Source organism: Desulfovibrio legallii, from assembly GCF_004309735.1.
GTDB classification, from domain to species: Bacteria; Desulfobacterota; Desulfovibrionia; order Desulfovibrionales; family Desulfovibrionaceae; genus Desulfovibrio; species Desulfovibrio legallii.
Genome location: NZ_SIXC01000014.1, coordinates 17,682 through 34,560, shown reverse-complemented (window position 1 = coordinate 34,560; position 16,879 = coordinate 17,682). Strand labels below are relative to the sequence as shown.

Here is a 16,879-nt window from a genome sequence, read left to right as displayed (position 1 = left end):
AGGGCGCGAGCAAGGAACGAATTTTGTACAACCCCTTTGCGCGCGCTGTCAAGGGGAAAAGCCGCCTCAGACATACAGGCGGGGATTGGTGGCCCCCAGCAGGCAGAGCACCTCATACGAAATGGTGCCCAGGGTATCGGCCAGATCCTGCACCGTCACGGGCTGCTGGCCCGGCTGCGTCGGTCCGCCCACCAGCCATGCCGTGTCGCCTTCACGCACCTGGGGCAGATCGGTCACGTCGGCCATAATCATGCCCATGCAGACCCGGCCCACCTGCGACACCCGACGGCCGTTGATGCACAGAGCCGCACGGGTAGAAAGCGCCCTCGCAAAGCCTGTGGCGTAGCCAATGCCCACCACGGCCACGGCGGTGGGCTGTTCCGCTGTGAACAGGCGGCCGTACGAAACGCTCTGGCCCGCTTCCAGCCGCCGCACCTGGATGACCGGCGCGCTCACGCTCATGGCCCATTCCAGGCCCAGCGCCGCGCCTTTGTCTTCCCAGGCTGTGCCCGCAAAGGGATTGCCGCCGTACAGGGCGATGCCCGGCCGGCACACGTCGTAATGGGCTTCGGGCCAGGCGATGGTGGCCGCTGAATTGGCCAGGGAACGCTCCATGCCGGGAAAAGCGTCCCCAAGTGTGGCCGTCATGGCTGCAAAGCGTTTCATCTGCCCGCGCGTGTAGTCCTCCTGTCCCGGCGTATCCGCACAGGAAAGGTGTGAAAGCGCCATCACCGGCGCGATTCCCTGGATGTTCCGCAGTCGTTCCACAGCCTGGGGCAGCTCTTCCTGCGTAAAACCCAGGCGGCCCATGCCCGTCTCGCATTTGACCGCCACGTGCAGCGTGCGCCCCGCGTGGCAGTGGGCAGAAGCCTTGTCCAAAGCCGCAAAACTGCCCACTACGGGGATCAGATCCTGCGCTGCCGCGCCCTGCCAGTCCACGCCGTCCAACGCGCCCAGCAGAACCACAATCTTCTGGCGCAGACCAGCTTCGCGCAGGGCCATGCCTTCGGCCACCGTGCCCACGGCAAAGCGTCGGGCCCCGGCTTCGGCCAGCGCCCGGGCCACGGGCACCAGACCGTGCCCGTAAGCGTCGGATTTGATCACCGGCATGAGCGCGGCGGGCTCGCCCAGCCGGGCAAAGTTGCGCCGCAGGGCCCCCAGGTCCACATGGCATACGGAAGGGGAAAAAGTACACTCGCTCATACGTGTTCCTTCAGAATATGCATCCTTAAGGTAAAGAAGAGGCCCACACCGGAGCGTGCTCCTGAAAAACGGCGCGCGCCTCTGTGCCGGCTCTCCGTTTGTACCGCGAAACCGCGAAACCGGAACGTGGAGCGGTATTCTACCCCCATTGCCCCACAGGCACAAGAAGGAGCCCTTGCCAGGCCCCGGCCTTTGCGGCTACCTTAGTCCCATGACGCACCCCACCTTTACCCTGGAACACACGGACGGCGCGGCCCGTGCGGGCCTGTTGCACACGGCCCACGGCCCGGTGCCTACCCCCATCTTCATGCCTGTGGGTACGGTGGGCTCGGTCAAGGCCCTGGCCCCGGACGATCTGCTGGCCATCGGCGCGCCCATCATCCTCGGCAACACTTACCACCTCTATCTGCGCCCCGGTCATGAGCTGGTGGCCCGTCGCGGCGGCCTGCACAACTTTGCCGCCTGGCCCGGGTCAATTCTTACGGACAGCGGCGGCTTTCAGGTCTTCAGCCTCAGTTCCCTGCGCAAAATCCACGAAGAGGGCGTGGAGTTCCGCTCCCATCTGGACGGCTCCCGTCACCTTTTTACCCCGGAAAAAGTTCTGGAAATCCAGCGCGCGCTTAATTCCGACATCATGATGGTTCTGGACGAGTGCGTGCCCTTTGGCGCGGACTATGACTATACCGAGCGCTCTTTGGCCCTGACTACCCGCTGGGCCCGCCGGGCCCGCGTCGCCTACCCGGCGGGCACGGCCCGCAATCTGCTCTTTGGCATTGTGCAGGGCGGCTTTTTCAAAGACCTGCGCCGGCGCTCGGCCGAAGAAATCTGCGCCCAGGATTTCGACGGCTTTGCCATCGGCGGCCTCTCCGTGGGTGAACCCAAACCGCAGATGTACGATCTGCTCTACCATACGGCCCCCCTCCTGCCGCAGGACAAGCCCCGTTACCTCATGGGCGTGGGCACCCCTCTGGACATCGTCACCGGCATCCACGCCGGCGTGGACATGTTCGACTGCGTGCTGCCTACCCGCAATGCCCGCAACGGCACGCTCTACACCTCTTACGGCAAGGTCAACATCAAACGCCGTCAGTACGCCGAAGACGACCGCCCCCTGGACCCCCGCTGCCGCTGCTACACCTGCCGCACCTTTACCCGCGCCTATCTGCGTCACCTCTTCGCCAGTCAGGAGTTGCTGGCCTTTCGCCTCAATTCCCTGCACAACCTGACTTATTTTCTGGATCTGGTCCGCGGCGCGCGCGAGGCCATCCTTCAGAATCGCTACGGGGATTATCTGGCCCGCATCGCCGCCCTCTACCCCGACGAAGCCGCCCGCGCCGCAGGCGCGTAGGGGGCAGGGCCTGGGGAAGTTTTTTTGTGTGGTATCCCCATGGGGACCGGGCGGCGCCGTCTGCCGGGGGCCGGTGCCGGCGGCATGCCGGAACTCTCCTGCCTGGGCGTCGGGGCAAACGGTTCCCCTGTGAGGGCAGGGCAGGGCCGCGCGGTTGACACCCCTGCCGCGGCATTGGTACAAGCACGCACTTTGCAGGCGGCCCGTCGTCTTGCCTCGCCAGAGGAAAAGGCATATGGTGCCAAAGCGTGCGCCGCTTGCGGCCTCATGCGCCGGAGCGGCCCCAGAGCCGGGCAGACCGGGCGCGGAGGCCCAACCCTACCCGCACAATCCCATCCGAAAAGGAGTCCCTCGTGGAATACAGCGCCGAAGACATCTCGCCGGTGAAAAAAAAGGTCGTCATCACTACCGGGCCGCAGGAAGTGGAAGCGGCCATTCTGGGCACCGTGGCCCTGTACAAAACCTCCGTGCAGCTGGACGGCTTCCGCAAGGGCAAAGCGCCCGCCTCGGTCATTGAGCAGCGTTTCCACGACAAAATTTATGAAGAGGCCCGCCAAGACCTCATCAATGTCCACATCAACGACGTCATGCAGAAGCTGGGCGTCACGCCCCTGTCGGGTATCAATGTGGACGCGCCCCAAAATTTTGAGCGCGGCAAGGAATACGTCTACAGCATTGAGTTTGAAACCTTGCCGGCTGTTGACCTGCCGCCCTACGAGGGCCTTGAGGTAGAGCAGGAAAAGGTGGCGGTCGACCCCAAAGAAGTGGAAGACGTGCTGACCCACCTGCGGCGTGAGCGCTCCCAGCTGGTGCCCGTGGAAGGCGCGGGCCCGGCCGTGGACGGACAGGTGGTTACCCTGGACTTTGCCGCCTTTGCCGAAGACGGTACGCCCGTGGAGGGCATCAAGGCCGAAAATTTTGACCTGGCCCTGGGTGAAGGCCAGGCGCTGGAAGAATTTGAAGCCCTGGTCAAGACTGTGCCCTACGGCCAGCAAGGTGAAGGGCAGATTCACTTCCCCGACGATTTTCTGGCCAAGGATCTGGCCGGCAAGACCGTCACCATGAAGGTGAAGGTGCACGCCATCAAGGAGCGCAAGCTGCCCGAATTGGACGCCGACTTTGCCAAGAGCCTGGGCAAGGATTCGGTGGACGCCCTGCGCGCGGCCATCACTGAAAGCTATACCCAGAGCCGCGCCCGGCTGAGCAAAAGCGCCGCGCAAAAATCCTTGCTGGACAGCATGCTCAAGATGGTTACTTTTGAGCTGCCCCCCAGCCTGGTGGAAACGCAGATGCGCACCCTCATGGGCGACATGGCCTCCCGCCTGGAGCGTCAGGGCCGTAGCCTGCAGGCTTTGGGCAAGAGCATGGAAGAGCTGCGCAAAGAGCTGCAGCCCCAGGCCGAAGAGCTGACCCGTGCCGAAGTGCTGCTGCTTTCCATCGCCAAAAAAGAAGGGCTGGAAGTGAGCGAAACCGAGGTTTCCACCCAGCTCTACCGCTTTGCGCTGGAATCGGGCGAGGACTTCAAGGCTCTGCGCGAGGAATACGAACGCAGCGGCATGATTTTTGTTCTGCGTGATCGCCTGCTGGCCGACAAAGCCATGGACCTGGTTTACGAGCGGGCCAAGGTTACGGAAGTGGAGCCCAAGCCCGCACCCACGGCCGAGCCCGTCGCCGACACCCCGGCAGAAGGGCAGGACGCCCAGGCCTGAGGCCGGGCGCGCAGCCCACGCGGAGGGGCACGGGGCCGGGCGGCAAAGGCCCGCGGCCGCGTGGCCCGCGATCCGCGCGGAGCAGGTATTTTCTCGGGCGGCGCGGGGAAGGTTTCCTCTTTTCAGGGGGCCCTTCCCCGCGTCGGGTTCCGCGTCCCGGCCCCGGTCGAAGCAAAAAAAGGACGCGCCCCGGCCGTCCCTCATCCTCCGGCGGCGCAAACCGCCACATCCGGCCCTGACGGGCCGCGCAGCGAGGTCGTCATGTCCCTGGTCCCCATGGTCATTGAAACTACCGGCCGTTCCGAACGCGCCTACGATATCTATTCCCGTTTGCTCAAAGACCGCATCGTGCTGCTGGGCTCGGAGGTTAACGACGCCGTGGCCTCGCTTATCTGCGCCCAGCTCCTGTTCCTGGAATCGCAGGATCCGGAAAAGGAAATTTATCTTTACATCAACTCCCCCGGCGGTTCCGTGACGGCGGGTCTGGCCATCTATGACACCATGCGGTTTATCTCCTCACCGGTGTCCACGGTGTGCATGGGCCGCGCGGCCAGCATGGGCGCTTTTTTGCTGGCGGCCGGCAAACCCGGCATGCGTTTTGCATTGCCTAACAGCCAGATTATGATCCACCAGCCTTCGGGCGGTTTTCAGGGGCAGGCTACGGATATTGAAATCCACGCACGGGAAGTGCTGCGCCTGAAAGAGCGCCTCAACCGCATGCTGGCGGAAAATACCGGCAAGCCCTACAAGGAAGTTGTCAAGGCTACGGAACGTGATAATTTTCTGACTCCGGAAGAAGCCAAAGACCTGGGCCTTATCGATCGCGTGCTCGTTTCACGCCACGAAATGGCCCAGGAAAAGAGCGAATGATATGCCCAAAAAAAAATCCCCCACGGTAAGCGAGCCTTTGCGCTGCTCTTTCTGCGGCCGCAGTGAGCTGGAGGTGCGTAACCTCATCGTTCAGGACGGCGCCTGCATTTGCGATAAATGCGTCAAGGCCTGCAATGAAATCATTGCCCGCGACCAGATGGAAAGCCCCGAAAATCCGGAGCGCCTGCTCTCCCCCCAGGAGATCAAGGACAAGCTCGACCAGTACGTCATCGGACAGAACGAAGCCAAAAAAATTCTGTCCGTGGCCGTGCACAATCACTACAAACGCGTGTTCTATGCCGACGCCCTGGGCGACGACGTGGAGCTGGAAAAGAGCAATATCCTTTTGGTGGGCCCTTCGGGCAGCGGCAAAACCCTGCTGGCCAAGACCCTGGCCAAGGTGCTGCGCGTGCCTTTTGCCATTGCCGACGCCACCACCCTTACCGAGGCGGGCTATGTGGGCGAGGATGTGGAAAACATCCTGGTCCAACTGCTCCAGAACGCCGATTACGATCTGGAGGCCGCGGGCAAGGGCATCATCTATATTGATGAAATAGACAAGATTTCCCGCAAGGGCGACGGCCCTTCCATCACCCGCGACGTGTCGGGCGAGGGCGTGCAGCAGGCTCTGCTCAAAATTATTGAAGGCACCGAGGCCAACATCCCCCCCAAGGGCGGCCGCAAGCACCCGCAGCAGGAATTCATCCGTATGAATACGGGCAACATCCTGTTCATCGTGGGCGGCGCTTTTGTGGGCCTGGACAAGATTGTGGAATCGCGCATGACCGGCGGGGCCATGGGCTTTGGCGCCAAGGTGCGTGCCAGCAAGGATATGCCCATGGGCGAGCTGCTGGACAGGGTTCACCCCCAGGATCTGGTCAAGTTTGGCCTTATCCCCGAGTTTGTGGGCCGTATCCCCATTATTACCCATGTGGATGAGCTGGACGAACCCGACCTGGTGCGCATTCTCACCGAGCCCAAAAACGCCCTGGTGCGCCAGTATCAGAAGCTCTTTGAGCTGGAAAATGTGGACCTGCGCTTCACCCCCGACGCCCTCAAGGCCATCGCGACCAAGGCCATTGAGCGTAAAACCGGCGCGCGCGGCCTGCGCAACGTCATGGAGCGCACCATGCTGGACATCATGTTCAAGCTGCCTTCCATGCCCAACGTGCGCGAGTGCCTCATCAATGAGGCCGTCATCGACAAGGGCAAGGAACCTGTGCTCCTGTTCGGCGACGAAGGCGAAGCCGCTTCCGTTCACGGCCAGGCCGGCGGGGACAAGGCATCCTGACGGGACGGGGGCTTTCCGCCCCCTCCCCCGTGCGCCACAGCCAGGGGGACAGTCTCATTTTTTGGAGAACCGTATGACCGATACTCAGCGTGACGCTGCGGCCGGCGCCCAACTGCCCTTCATGCCTCTGCGTGAGGTGGTCATGTTCCCGCGCTCCATCATGCCCCTCTTTGTGGGGCGCGAGGCATCCATCAAGGCTATTGAGGCCGCCCAGGCCGACTACAACAAAAAGATTTTTCTGGTGGCCCAGCGCGAATCCGACCTGGAAAAACCCGCCGCCGAAGACCTGGCCCCCGTGGGCGTGGTCTGCAAGGTGCTGCAGATGCTGCGCCTGCCCGACGGCACCATCAAGGTGCTGTTTGAAGGTCTTTTCCGCGCCCAGTGGTCCGGCCTTGCCGAAACCGAGGCCTGCGCCACCGTAATGGTGCGCCGCCGGGCCGAAATCCAGAGTCGCCCAGAAGAGGCCGAGGCCCTGGTGCGGGCTGCCCACGAAGCCCTGGAAGAATACGGCAAGACCAACAAAAAAATTTCGCAGGAGGCCGTGCTCTCCATCATGGCCCTGCACGAACCCGGCCCCCTGGCCGACGCCATCCTGCCCCACCTCAAGGTGGACTACCGCAAAAAACAGGAAGCCCTGGAACTGGACGATGTGACCCTGCGCCTGGAAAGCGCCTACGCCCTGCTGCAGGGCGAGGTGGCTCTGGCCACCGTGGAAAAGCGCATCAAAAACCGCGTCAAGGTCCAGATGGAGCGCAACCAGCGCGAATACTATCTCAACGAGCAGATCAAGGCCATCAACAAGGAGATGGGCCGCGAGGACGACCCCCAGGCCGAAGTGGACGAAATTGAGCAAAAGCTCAAAGCCCGCCGCATGCCTGAAGAGGCCCGCCAAAAAGCCCTGGCCGAAGCCAAAAAACTGCGCACCATGCCTTCCTCCGCCGCGGAATACACGGTGGTGCGCAACTATGTGGACTGGATTCTGGACCTGCCCTGGGACGAACTTAAAGATATTGACATAGATATCGAAAAAGCTCGCGCCATTCTGGACGGCGACCACTACGGGCTGGAAAAACCCAAAGAACGCATTCTGGAATACCTGGCCGTGCAGAAGCTCTCCCACGGGCTGCGCGGCCCCATCCTCTGCTTTGTGGGCCCTCCCGGCGTGGGCAAAACCTCTCTGGCCAAGTCCGTGGCCCGTGCCACCGGGCGCGACTTTATCCGCCTTTCTCTGGGCGGCGTGCGCGACGAAGCCGAAATCCGCGGCCACCGGCGTACCTATGTGGGCGCGCTGCCCGGTAAAATTATCCAGTCCCTCAAAAGGGTAAAATTCAACAACCCCTTGTTCTGCTTGGATGAAGTGGACAAAATGACCTCGGACTACCGCGGCGACCCGTCTTCAGCCCTGCTGGAAGTGCTGGACCCAGAGCAGAACAATACCTTCATGGACCATTACCTGGATCTGGAGTACGACCTCTCCAAGGTCTTCTTCATCACCACGGCCAATTCCCTGCACACCATCCCGGCCCCCCTTCTGGACCGCATGGAGATTATTGAGCTCAACAGCTACCTTGAAACCGAAAAACGCCACATAGCCCGGCAGTTTTTGTTGCCCCGCCAGATTGAAGAACACGGCCTCAGGCCCGAAAACCTGCGCGTTTCCGACAAGGCTCTGCTGGAGATCATCCGCTCCTATACCCGCGAGGCCGGCGTGCGCAACCTGGAGCGCGAAATCGCCGCCCTCTGCCGCAAAACCGCCATCCGCCTCGTGGAGGAAAACAACCTGGACCGCAGCGTCAACATTTCGCTCCAGAATCTGCCCACCTTGCTCGGCGTCAAAAAATACCGCCACGACGAGCGCGAGGATGCCCCCCAGGTGGGCGTGTGCGCGGGGCTGGCTTACAACCAGCGCGGCGGCGAAATCCTTTTGGTGGAAACGACCATCATGTCCGGTTCAGGCCATGTGGTCACCACCGGCCAACTGGGCGAAGTCATGACGGAATCGGCCAAGGCCGCACTCTCCTATGTGCGCTCCCGCGCTGAAGTGCTGGGCCTGGACCCTCGCTTCCACCGTAAGGTGGATATCCACGTCCATGTGCCCGCCGGGGCCACCCCCAAGGACGGCCCCTCCGCGGGCATCACCCTGGCCACCTCCATTACTTCCGCCCTGCTGGGCATCCCCGTGCGCAACGACGTGGCCATGACCGGCGAAATATCCCTGCGGGGCCGCGTGCTGCCCATCGGCGGCCTGCGCGAAAAACTGCTGGCAGCCCGGCGCAGCGGCATCAAAAAGGTGCTCATGCCCCGCGATAACGAAAAAGACCTCAAAGAAGTGCCCGACGAGGTGCTCAAAGACCTCCAGATCGTCTTCGTGGACCACGTGGACGAAGTGCTGCCCCAGGCTCTGGACGCCACCGCCGAGGAAATCTTTTCCGGCCGCGCCACGGCACAACCCATCTGCCGTACCCTCCGCGCCCCCAAACTCGACGGCATGGCCAGCAATCCACAACCAGCGCAGTAGCGCCGTTGCGGCGTGAGCTTTTTGTGGGGGAAGAAAGTGTATGGCTTTGTGGGGGGAAGGGAACTTTTGTGAACAAAAGTTCCCTTCCCCCCACACCCCCCATCCCTCAAAAAACTTTTTTCCTCACAGAACCGCGACGGTCGTACCTTAGTCGCCCCTTAAAAACAAATAATCTGGCTCTACCTCAAAGACGGGGGCATAGCGGTCTGGAGAAAACGCTTGCCCTGTCTTTGGCGCAGGCTCCATGACACCCTCCTCCTGCAACCCAAACAACGTAGCCCCCTCATGCTGACCACCGGAGTTGCAGCATGGGGGGGCTTTATATTCCGCTTGTATATCAAGCGCTTGTGGTCTTTGGTGCGAGAGGGGGGACTTGAACCCCCATACCAATGGTGCTGGATTCTAAGTCCAGTGCGTCTACCAATTCCGCCACTCTCGCGAAGCGAACTTGCATACCATAAGGCCCGGCGGGTCGCAAGACACGCGGAGCGGAGCTGGGGGAACAAGATTCCGGCTGGGCCGCACGGCAGACCCGCATAAGGGGCGGCTGCGACAAAGCCGCTGCGGGCCGCGTGTGCGCTACTCCAGCAGCAGGGCTATACCGTCCGGCCGCGGAGGCAGCACCTCGCCCACCACGGCGGCCAGGTCGCCGCCGCCCAGCAGCAAGGCGCGGGCCGCCTCCACTTGATCGGGCGGCACGGCCAGCAGCAGGCCGCCGGAGGTCTGGGCGTCAAAGGCCAGGCTCTCCAGGGCTTCGTCCACGGCCTGCGCCGTGCGCGTGCGGCAGGCGCAATGCGTGCGGTTCCGGTGGCTGCCCGCCGGGATGAGCCCGTCGCGGGCGTACTCCAGCGCGCGGGGCAGCAGAGGCAGCGCCGTGGCGACCAGGCGCACGCAGACGTGCGAGGCCAGGGCCATTTCCAGGGCGTGCCCGCCCAGGCCAAAGCCCGTGATGTCCGTAGCCGCCGAAAGACGCAGCTCCCGGATCACCGTCCCGCCCACGCTGTTGAGCCGGCCGCACCAGCGCACCAGATTGGCTTCGCTTGCCGCAGCGCCGTCCCAGCCGGCCTTGACGGCCGTAGAAAGCACCCCCGTGCCCAGCGGCTTGGTCAGCAGCAGCACCTGGCCGGGCCTGAGCCCGTCATTGCGGGCCAGGTGTTCCGGGTCGATGACCCCCGTCACGGCCAGCCCGTATTTGAGCTCTTCGTCCTGCACCGTGTGCCCTCCGGCCAGCACGGCCCCGGCTTCGTTCATGGCGTCCAGGCCGCCCCGCAGAATGGATGTCAGCAGGCCTTCCGGGTCGTCCTCGGCCAGGGCGGGCGGAAAGAAGGCCACGTTCATGGCGCTCCAGGGTTCGCCGCCCATGGCGTAAATGTCCGAAAGCGCGTTGGCCGCCGCAATGCGGCCAAAGGCAAAGGCGTCGTTGACCACAGGCGTGAGCACGTCTACGCTCTGCACCAGGGCGTGGCCCGGCGGCACGCGCAGCACTACCGCGTCCTCGTTGCAGGCGCGGCCGGCCAGCACGCGGGCTTCCAGATCAGGCCGCCCGGAAGCGGGCGTGTTCCGCAAAAGTCGCTCCAGGGCCCCTGGAGCCAGCTTGGCCGCTCAACCGGCGGCGCGGGCTTTTTCCAAAAGTTTCATGAGGGTCTCCTGGCGGTAGGGGTGAAGGACGGAACTTGCCTGCAGGGGGAGGGCCGCACGGCGGCTCAGTGAGATGTGTAGAAAAAAATACGACACAGCCGGCGGCGGGGCAAGTGCGGCTGCACAAAAACGGCTAGAAAATTTCCAGGCTGTGCAGGGCGTCCAGTACGTCTTCCACGGGCAGGGCGTCCAGGCAAGGCCGGGGCGGCCTGGGGTATTCAAAGCCCAGGTTCAGGTAGGCGCAGGGCCCGCGGTGGGGCAGCAGACTGCGCACGCGCGGCCCTATGGGCCCCCAGCGCAAGGGATTGGTGGGCCCGTTAAGCGCCACTGTGGGCGCGCCCGTCAGGGCCGCCAGGTGCATGGTGCCCGTGTTGACCGCCACCACGGCGGCAATGTGGGCAAACAGGCAGGCCAGGTCGCTCAGGCTGCCTGTCCCTGCCAGCGAAACAGCCGGGCAATCCGGGTGTTCCCGCAAAAAAGCCGTGACGCGCGTCGCGTCCCCCGGTCCGCCCGTGAGACAGACCCGGAAACCGCGCTCGGCCAGGCGACGGATGAGCGCGTCCCAATGGGCGGCGGGCCACTCCTTGAGCCAGGCCTGACTGCCTGAAGGCCACATGTGCAGGCAGACGCAGCGCTCCGGCGGATCCGTCACGCCGACCCGCGCCAGCAGGTCGGCGGCTGTTGTCGTCGGCTGCGGCGGCAATTGCAGTCGGGGCGCGCCCGTCAGGTCGGGGTAAAGAGTGCGGCCCAAGGCCAGAAAATTTTCCACTTCATGCCGTCGGTCGCTGTGCTGGGCCGTGCGGCTGTAGCCCCAGGCCCGGCACTGGCCCGGCGTGGCAAAGCCCACGGTGCTGCCCGCGCCGGAAAGATTGCACAACAGCGCGCCCAGGCGCGCCCACTGGCTGCTGTCCACCAGCAGATCCAGCCGCTGGGCGCGCAGCCATGCGCTCATGGCGGGCACCTGCCGCACGCCGAAGGCTGCCGTTATGTCCAGGCCGGGCACGAGGGCCGCAGCCTGGGCATTGGCGCGCGACGTGAGCAGGACAAAGGTCGCCCGGGGCAGGCGTTCCCGCAGGGCGGCGATACAGGCCGAGAGCAGCAGCAGGTCGCCGATGGCCCCCAGGCAAAGAAAGCCTACCCGTTGCGGCGGGTCTGCGACGGGTTTGCGGCCCAGGCGCAGCAGGGCGCTGGTAGCCGCCAGGGGCACGCCAGCCCAGCGATCCAGCCGCCGCAGGAGCGTGTTGCTGCGTTCGGCCATCAGTAGGCTCCATAGCCGGTCAGCACCACCGGCACGGTCTTGCCCAGAATCCAGAGGTCCATCCACACGGACCAGTTGCTGATATAATAGTGGTCGTAGGCCACCCGTTCCGCATAGGAGGTATTGTTGCGGCCGGAAATCTGCCACAGGCCCGTGATGCCGGGTTTGACCAGGCAATATTCCTCGTAGACGGGCCCGTATTTTTCCTCTTCGTTTTCCACAATGGGCCGCGGCCCCACCAGGCTCATATCGCCCTTGACCACATTGATAAGCTGGGGCAGCTCATCCAGACTCAGCTTGCGTAAAATGCGCCCCACACGGGTGATGCGGGGGTCGTTTTTGAGTTTTTGGTCCTCTTTCCATTCTTCCTGCAAAGCGGGGTTTTCCTGCAGCAGGCGCTGCAGAAAAGCGTCTGCATCGCGCACCATGGTGCGGAATTTAAAAATGCGGATTTCCCGTCCGCCCTGGCCTACGCGCCGCTGGCGAAAAAAGATGGGTCCCGGGCTGTCCAGACGGATGCACAGAGCCAGAAGAAACCCCAGCGGCAAGAGCACCACGGCCCCCAGCGTGCAGAACAGCAGATCCATGCCGCGTTTGAAGCGCAGCCGGCGTTTGTCGCGCAGATTCTGGCGCACCAGCAGGCCCACGGCCTGGCCAAGGTCGCGCGGACTGAGCCAGTGCACCCGGAAGCCGTCGCCAAAGACGGGCACCACCAGAATGCGCTGAAAATATCGGCTGGCCTCGGTTATGTAGTCCACCGACTGTTCCTGGCCCGCGGGCTGCAGAAAGAGGGCGATGGCTTCGGGGTGCCGGATTGCTGTGGAGGAGAACAGGGCGCGCAGCTCGTCCAGCCGGGAGGGCAGGGGGCGGATGTCCACAGGGTTGAGGTCGCGTTCGGGGTGGCGTTTAAGATAGTGCCAGAATTCGCGTCCGCCCCCGCCGTGGTCAAAAATGACCAGCAGGCTGCCCCACCACCAGCAGCGGGCGAAGCGGCGGCGGCACAGGCTGCGCGCCCAGGGCAGAGTAAAGGCGCTGCAGGCCCAGGCGCCCGTGAGCACGATGCGCGAGTAGACGTCGCCTGTTTTGGACAGAAAAAGTGCGGCCACAATGCAGCCGTAGAGCAGGCAATCGAGCTGGAACAGGGCGCGCACCTCGCGGTGCGGGGGCAGGCCGATACGCTGGTAGAGGCCCAGGCCCCCGGCCATGAGCGGCCCCAGCACCACCAGCAGGGGCAGCACCCATTGGTAGAGTACGGGGTCCACGCCGCCAAAGGCGGCGCGCAGCAAAAAGACAGCCAGGGCTGTGCCCGTGAGGGCCAGCAGATCGGCCAGGCAGAGCAGGGCATTTTGCGGCGCAAATCCGCAGAAGCGTAAGGCGCGGACCCAGAAGGGCGGATGGTGCATGGCAGGGCGATTGTTGGGTTGAAGGATGTGGTGCGGCTATGGCAACGACACGCCAACGCCAGCTCCTATACCATGCTTGGGCCGCAACGGCAACGGCGGCAGGCCGGCCCGTCGCCGGGGGTTCTTGCCACGGGCGCGGGCTTCTGGTAGGCTGACGCCTTGTTTTGCCGCTGTTCGCGCGGGGGGGCTGGCCTTGCCGCGTGCGGTCCGGGCCGACCTCTGCCACCGTGTCCGGGCGCGGACCGGGGGGTGACGGCAGGCCTGTGGCCGCCGTGTTCGTCCATATCTTCTGCCAGGGGGAACCGAGTATGAAAAAACTTTTTGTCTGCGCGGTCTTGGCCGCGGTGCTGGCCGCGGTGCCTGCCTTTGCCAAAAAAACCTACGTCAACGGCATCGACCCCAACTACCCGCCTTTTGCCTATGTGGATGAAAAAACCGGCCAGCCCGCTGGTTTTGACGTGGATTCCATGACCTGGATCGCTAAGCATATGGGCTTTGAAGTGACCCACAAGCCCCTGGCCTGGGACGGCATCATCCCCGCCCTGCTGGCCAAGCAGATCGATATGGTGGATTCGGGCATGAGCATCACTCCAGAGCGGGCCAAGATGGTGCAGTTTTCCAATCCTTACTGGACGGTTTCGCGCGTGTTTCTGGTGCCCGCCGATTCCAAGCTGACCCCCAAGGACATTCTGACTCAGAAGGTTAAACTGGGCGTACAGCGCGGCACCTCCGAGGCCAATGCCATCAAGAAGGAGCAGGAAGAAAAGGGCTATGCCTTTGAACTGCGCTTTTACGATTCCGCCCCGCTGGCGGTGGAAGACCTGCTCAACGGCCGCATCCAGGCCGCCCTTATGGACGAACTGCCCGCCGACGACGCCATCGCTCACGGCCGCGCGGTGAAAAAGGCCGGCACACACGGCGTGCCCGACGAGTTTGGCGTGGCCATGCGTAAAGACGACAAAGAGCTGCACAAACTGGTCAACGAAGGCTATAAAAAGCTCATGGCCGATCCCTACTGGAAAGAGCTGCAGAAGAAATATCTGAACAAGTAGCCGTTTCGGCGGTGTTTTTGGGGCGCGGGCCGTGTCTGACGGTCCGCGCCCGCAACCTTTGGGCCCCTTTCTATGCATTCACTGCTGGTCGTTTACAATGCGCTGCCCTCCATGTTGGCGGGCAGCCTGGTTACCCTGGGCAATGTGGCCCTGTCTTTGGGCATGGGGCTTGTGCTGGGGGTACCGCTGGCCGTGGGCCAGGTTTACGGCGGGCCGTGGCTGCGTCGGCTGGCCGCGCTTTATGTCTGGTTTTTTCGCGGCGTGCCCATCCTGGTGCTGCTCTTCCTTTGTTATGGCCTGTTTATGAGCCTGGGCCTGCCCGTGGACCCGTTTTTCGCCTGCTGTCTGGTGCTGGGCTGCACCAGCACGGCCTACCAGTCCCAGATTTTTCGCGGCGCTATGGAAAGCCTGCCCCGAGGCCAGCTCAACGCCGCCCTGGCCCTGGGCATGGGGGAGGGCGCGGGTATCCGTTCCATTGTGCTGCCGCAGGCTCTGCGCCTTTCCATCCCCGGCTGGGCCAACGAATTTTCCATCCTGCTCAAGGATTCGGCCATCTGTTATGTGCTGGGCACCCAGGACATCATGGCCCGCACGTCTTTTGCCGCTGCCCGCACGCACGAACACCTGGCCTTGTATGCGGCGGCGGGCGCCCTGTACTGCCTGCTGACCCTGGTAGTGCTGCGGCTGCTGCGCCTGCTGGAAGACAAGGTCCATGTGCCGGGCTATTCTACGGGAACGGGCCTGGACGGCATGGAGATGGGGTAACATGAATATGGATTCTCAGGCCGTGCTGCGGGTGGAGCACATCTCCAAGGCCCTGGGCGGCAAAGCCATTCTGAACGACTGCTCCCTGACCGTGCGCCGGGGCGAACTCAAAGTCCTTATTGGGCCTTCAGGGGCGGGCAAAAGCACGTTTTTGCAGAGCATCAACTGCCTTATCCCGCCGGACGCGGGCGAAATCTACCTGGAAGGACAAAGGCTGGACCGCGCCGACAAGGCGGCGCTCTGCGCCTTCCGCGCGCAGGTGGGCATGATTTTTCAGGATTTTAACCTGTTTGACCACCTTACCGCCGAAGACAACGTGGCCATAGCCCTGCGCAAGGTGCGCGGCATGTCTGCGGCGGCGGCCAGGAAACGTGCCCAGGAAGAACTGGCCCGTGTGGGCCTGGCCCGGCGGGCCCTGCTCTATCCGGCCCAGCTTTCCGGCGGGCAGAAGCAGCGGGTGGCCATAGCCCGGGCCCTGGCCATGGATCCCAAGGTCATTTTGCTGGACGAGCCCACGTCGGCCCTGGACCCAGAGCTGGTGGGCGAGGTGCTGGCCGTCATTCGCGACCTGGCCGACGGCGGCATGACTATGGTCATGGCCACCCATCAGATGGATTTTGCCCGGGCTCTGGCCACGGAAATTATTTTTATGGAGCACGGCAGGCTCATTGAGCAGGGCGCGCCCCAGGACCTGCTGGCCGAGGGCGCGGCCACCCGCACGCGTGATTTTTGCCAGCGGCTGCTGGAGATGGGGGCCTAGGTGCTGGATACGGCCTTTTACGCCCACGATCTGCTGCCGGCCCTTAACCGGGGATTGATGGTTTCCCTGGCGCTCATCGTGCCGGCGGCCAGTCTGGGTTTTGTGGGGGGGGTGCTGCTGGGCTGCGCCCGCGCCTTCGGGCCACGCTGGCTGCGCCGTCTGGGCAACGGCTACACCTCCCTGGTGCGGGGCGTGCCTCTGGTCGTGCAGCTCATGCTCATCTACTACGCTCTGCCCAAGGTGGGCATCTATTTTCCTCCCTACGGCGCGGCGTTGACCAGCTTTATCCTCTGCACGGCGGCCTACCAGTCGGAATACATCCGGGGCGCGCTGCTTTCCATCCGGCAGGGGCAGATCCGGGCGGCCCAGGCTCTGGGCTTTGGCGCCTGGCAGACCGTGGCCTGGATTGTGGTGCCCCAGGCGGCGCGGCGCGCCCTGCCCGGCTGCGGCAATGAGATTATTTATTTGATAAAATACAGCTCGCTGGCCTATCTGGTCACCTGTATGGAGCTTATGGGCGAAGGCAAGGTGGTGGCCTCGGACACCTTCAGGTTTACAGAAGTTTTTTTGACCGTGGGCGCATATTATCTGGGCATGGTCACGCTGGCCACTTTTTTGCTGCGCTGGCTGGAGCGCCGCTATCACGTACCGGGCTTTGGCGCGCGCTGAGGCGACGGGGCGCCTGGGGCGGCATTTTTTTTGCGGCCGGGCTTGCGCAACGTGGGGGCGGGGTTCTGCCGCAACGGTGCAGCAGGCCCTTGACGCGGGCCGGGCGGGCGTGTATGTAGCTTCTTCCATATTCAACGCCAGGGCCTGGCCGTTATCCCCGCGTCTGCACGACCCGGGGCGGCCCCGGAAACCGCGTCGCCCGGCGTGCCCCAGGCGGGTTGCCCGCCGGAAATTTTAAGGAGAGCGTCATGAAAAGAACCTACCAGCCGAGCAAGATCAGAAGGGCGCGCACCCACGGCTTCCGTACCCGTATGGCCACGCCTGCGGGCCGCGCCATCCTGCGCCGCCGCCGCGCCAAGGGGCGCAAGCGTCTCAGCGCCTGAGGCTGACGGGGT

At 63.7% G+C, this 16,879-nt stretch carries 14 protein-coding genes and 1 tRNA gene; 10 read left to right on the top strand and 5 right to left on the bottom strand.

Annotated features, from left to right (window positions below; genetic code table 11):
- Positions 1-66: 66 nt before the first annotated feature.
- Complete coding sequence (alr, locus tag EB812_RS10345; protein ID WP_118229673.1) at positions 67-1,203, bottom strand: alanine racemase; 1,137 nt, start codon at positions 1,201-1,203, stop codon at positions 67-69.
- Positions 1,204-1,414: 211 nt separating this feature from the next.
- Between alr and tgt the strand changes: the two genes are divergently transcribed.
- The 5 genes from tgt to lon all read left to right on the top strand — a co-directional run bounded on the left by tgt (position 1,415) and on the right by lon (position 8,939).
- Positions 1,415-2,551 carry a tRNA guanosine(34) transglycosylase Tgt gene (tgt, locus tag EB812_RS10340; RefSeq protein WP_118229749.1) on the top strand — a complete coding sequence of 379 codons (1,137 nt, stop codon included), beginning with the start codon at positions 1,415-1,417 and terminating at the stop codon, positions 2,549-2,551.
- Between the two features lie 353 nt (positions 2,552-2,904).
- A complete protein-coding gene (gene tig, locus EB812_RS10335; protein ID WP_118229672.1) occupies positions 2,905-4,260 on the top strand; it encodes a trigger factor in 1,356 nt (451 codons plus the stop codon).
- A gap of 261 nt (positions 4,261-4,521) precedes the next feature.
- On the top strand, positions 4,522-5,130 hold the full coding sequence (clpP, locus tag EB812_RS10330; protein ID WP_118229671.1) for an ATP-dependent Clp endopeptidase proteolytic subunit ClpP: 609 nt from the start codon (positions 4,522-4,524) through the stop codon (positions 5,128-5,130).
- A gap of 1 nt (position 5,131) precedes the next feature.
- Positions 5,132-6,421 carry an ATP-dependent Clp protease ATP-binding subunit ClpX gene (gene clpX, locus EB812_RS10325; RefSeq protein ID WP_118229670.1) on the top strand — a complete coding sequence of 430 codons (1,290 nt, stop codon included), beginning with the start codon at positions 5,132-5,134 and terminating at the stop codon, positions 6,419-6,421.
- A gap of 73 nt (positions 6,422-6,494) precedes the next feature.
- Positions 6,495-8,939: an endopeptidase La gene (gene lon, locus EB812_RS10320; RefSeq protein WP_130958256.1), complete on the top strand. Its 2,445-nt coding sequence runs from the start codon at positions 6,495-6,497 to the stop codon at positions 8,937-8,939.
- A gap of 355 nt (positions 8,940-9,294) precedes the next feature.
- On the opposite strand, the gene EB812_RS10315 is transcribed toward lon, so the two are convergent.
- The 4 genes from EB812_RS10315 to wbaP form a co-directional block, all read right to left on the bottom strand.
- Positions 9,295-9,378, bottom strand: a tRNA-Leu gene (locus tag EB812_RS10315).
- Positions 9,379-9,518: 140 nt separating this feature from the next.
- Positions 9,519-10,577, bottom strand: a complete 1,059-nt coding sequence (selD, locus tag EB812_RS10310) for a selenide, water dikinase SelD (protein ID WP_130958255.1) — start codon at positions 10,575-10,577, stop codon at positions 9,519-9,521.
- A gap of 133 nt (positions 10,578-10,710) precedes the next feature.
- A complete protein-coding gene (locus EB812_RS10305) occupies positions 10,711-11,835 on the bottom strand; it encodes a glycosyltransferase family 9 protein (protein WP_130958254.1) in 1,125 nt (374 codons plus the stop codon).
- Positions 11,835-13,238: an undecaprenyl-phosphate galactose phosphotransferase WbaP gene (wbaP, locus tag EB812_RS10300; protein WP_130958253.1), complete on the bottom strand. Its 1,404-nt coding sequence runs from the start codon at positions 13,236-13,238 to the stop codon at positions 11,835-11,837. The genes EB812_RS10305 and wbaP overlap by 1 nt, the downstream gene beginning before the upstream one ends.
- Positions 13,239-13,546: 308 nt before the next feature.
- Here wbaP and EB812_RS10295 point away from each other — a divergent pair, with 308 nt between their 5' ends.
- The 5 genes from EB812_RS10295 to rpmH all read left to right on the top strand — a co-directional run bounded on the left by EB812_RS10295 (position 13,547) and on the right by rpmH (position 16,867).
- Positions 13,547-14,290, top strand: a complete 744-nt coding sequence (locus EB812_RS10295; RefSeq protein WP_118230771.1) for an ABC transporter substrate-binding protein — start codon at positions 13,547-13,549, stop codon at positions 14,288-14,290.
- Between the two features lie 72 nt (positions 14,291-14,362).
- Positions 14,363-15,055 carry an amino acid ABC transporter permease gene (locus tag EB812_RS10290; RefSeq protein ID WP_118230772.1) on the top strand — a complete coding sequence of 231 codons (693 nt, stop codon included), beginning with the start codon at positions 14,363-14,365 and terminating at the stop codon, positions 15,053-15,055.
- 1 nt (position 15,056) lies between these two features.
- Positions 15,057-15,815, top strand: coding sequence for an amino acid ABC transporter ATP-binding protein (locus EB812_RS10285; protein ID WP_130958252.1), 759 nt, complete (start codon positions 15,057-15,059; stop codon positions 15,813-15,815).
- Complete coding sequence (locus tag EB812_RS10280) at positions 15,816-16,484, top strand: amino acid ABC transporter permease (RefSeq protein WP_118230774.1); 669 nt, start codon at positions 15,816-15,818, stop codon at positions 16,482-16,484.
- A gap of 248 nt (positions 16,485-16,732) precedes the next feature.
- A complete protein-coding gene (gene rpmH, locus EB812_RS10275; protein WP_118230775.1) occupies positions 16,733-16,867 on the top strand; it encodes a 50S ribosomal protein L34 in 135 nt (44 codons plus the stop codon).
- Positions 16,868-16,879: the final 12 nt, after the last annotated feature.